Source organism: Moorena sp. SIO4A1 (assembly GCF_010672065.1).
GTDB lineage: Bacteria > Cyanobacteriota > Cyanobacteriia > Cyanobacteriales > Coleofasciculaceae > Moorena.
In genome coordinates, this window is record NZ_JAAHHX010000827.1 from 1 (window position 1) to 1280 (window position 1280).

The 1280-nt window shown below is 33.3% G+C and carries 2 protein-coding genes; both read right to left on the reverse strand.

Features of this window, described 5'->3' with window-relative positions; all coding sequences use genetic code 11:
• Positions 1-189: 189 nt before the first annotated feature.
• Entirely contained in the window at positions 190-657 is a 468-nt protein-coding gene (locus F6K53_RS43245; protein ID WP_293070869.1) for a helix-turn-helix domain-containing protein, read from the reverse strand.
• A 199-nt stretch (positions 658-856) separates the two neighbouring features.
• A partial coding sequence (locus F6K53_RS43250) for a helix-turn-helix transcriptional regulator (RefSeq protein WP_293086861.1) occupies positions 857-1280 on the reverse strand: 424 nt, incomplete at its 5' end.

A 1280-nucleotide genomic window follows, 5' to 3' on the forward strand; every position in this document is an offset into this window, starting at 1 on the left:
CGGAGGCATAGCAGTTTTTACGTTGGTTTGTATGGTCAAACCTGGATGAATTTTAAGGATGTTTGTCTAAAATTAGTAACCGAATTAATGAAATTAAATCCTAATAAACGAAAGTATTATCAACGCGAAGGGCTAGGTCGCTTATAGAATCTGCGTTTTAGCTCATTTCGTCACCCCCTCAGTATAAAACTAGGCTTGATTGTAAATACGATTCAGTATTTTATCCAATAATTCTTTATTTTTATAATGATTATTGTTTTTTGATTCTTCCACACTACTCCTGGCTTCAGCTATTAATTTATAATAGCTAGTCCGGGATTTAAAAACTACATTATATTCCTCAATCAAATAACCCTCTAATTTATCAAAATTACATTTATATTGTTTTTTAATCCAAGTGATAACTTCTTGCTTTTGTTTTTTAGTTAAATAGCCTTTACCCCCTTTATAAGATAATTTTAATCCTTCTACACCCGCTGCATGAAAAATTTTTCTCCACTTACTAATGAAGCTCTTTGATACATTTAAGAATTCGGATATTGCTTGATATTCCAAGCCTTGTATGGCAAATTTTACAGCTAGCGCTCTTTTTAATTCTCTTGAATCTGGATTACTCTTAATCCACTTATCCAACTCTCGGTTTTCTTTATTTGACATAGAGTTTTGCTCCCCTATTTTTGAAAAAAATTAGTATATTTTATGATTCTTAACTCAACGTAGTAATAATTTTAGTGAAATTAGTAATTATAATGATGAACAAATTTAAATTTGATTACCACCAATACCTACTCCCTAAAAGCCAGGGCTAAAGTCCCTAAATCAATTGAGTAGTGCTATATAGTAATGGTAATACCTATCAGTATTTTTGTTTAGCGTAAATGTTTTTTAAGTGCTTTTTAACCGTATTGATGCTGATAAATAGCTGCTGGGCAATTTCTCGGTAAGTAAAGTTCGCTTTTTTAAGTGACCATATTTGCTCTTCCCGGGGAGTTAACCCATATTTGAGCGCATCAGTGCTAGCGGAATTTTGATAAGATTGATTTTGATCTTCTAGGGTTACTAAGAGGTAAGGATCTGGGGATAACTCTAACGTTAACCATCTAACCCTAACCCGAAAGTTAACTGACTTATCCACTTTAATTTCAGCTTCGAGAATTAGTTTGCGATCGCAAAACCACTCACGACTATCAATTAATGATTCGCAAACTCGCCAAATTTGGTCAGGGATAGAATTTATCTGTGACCTACCTTGAGTGATTTGAGAACACATTCGACGTCCA

Coding starts and splice junctions, on each gene's coding strand:
- F6K53_RS43245 (WP_293070869.1), bottom strand. CDS start 657: ATGTCAAATAAAGAAAACCGAGAGTTGGATAAGTGGATTAAGAGTAAT.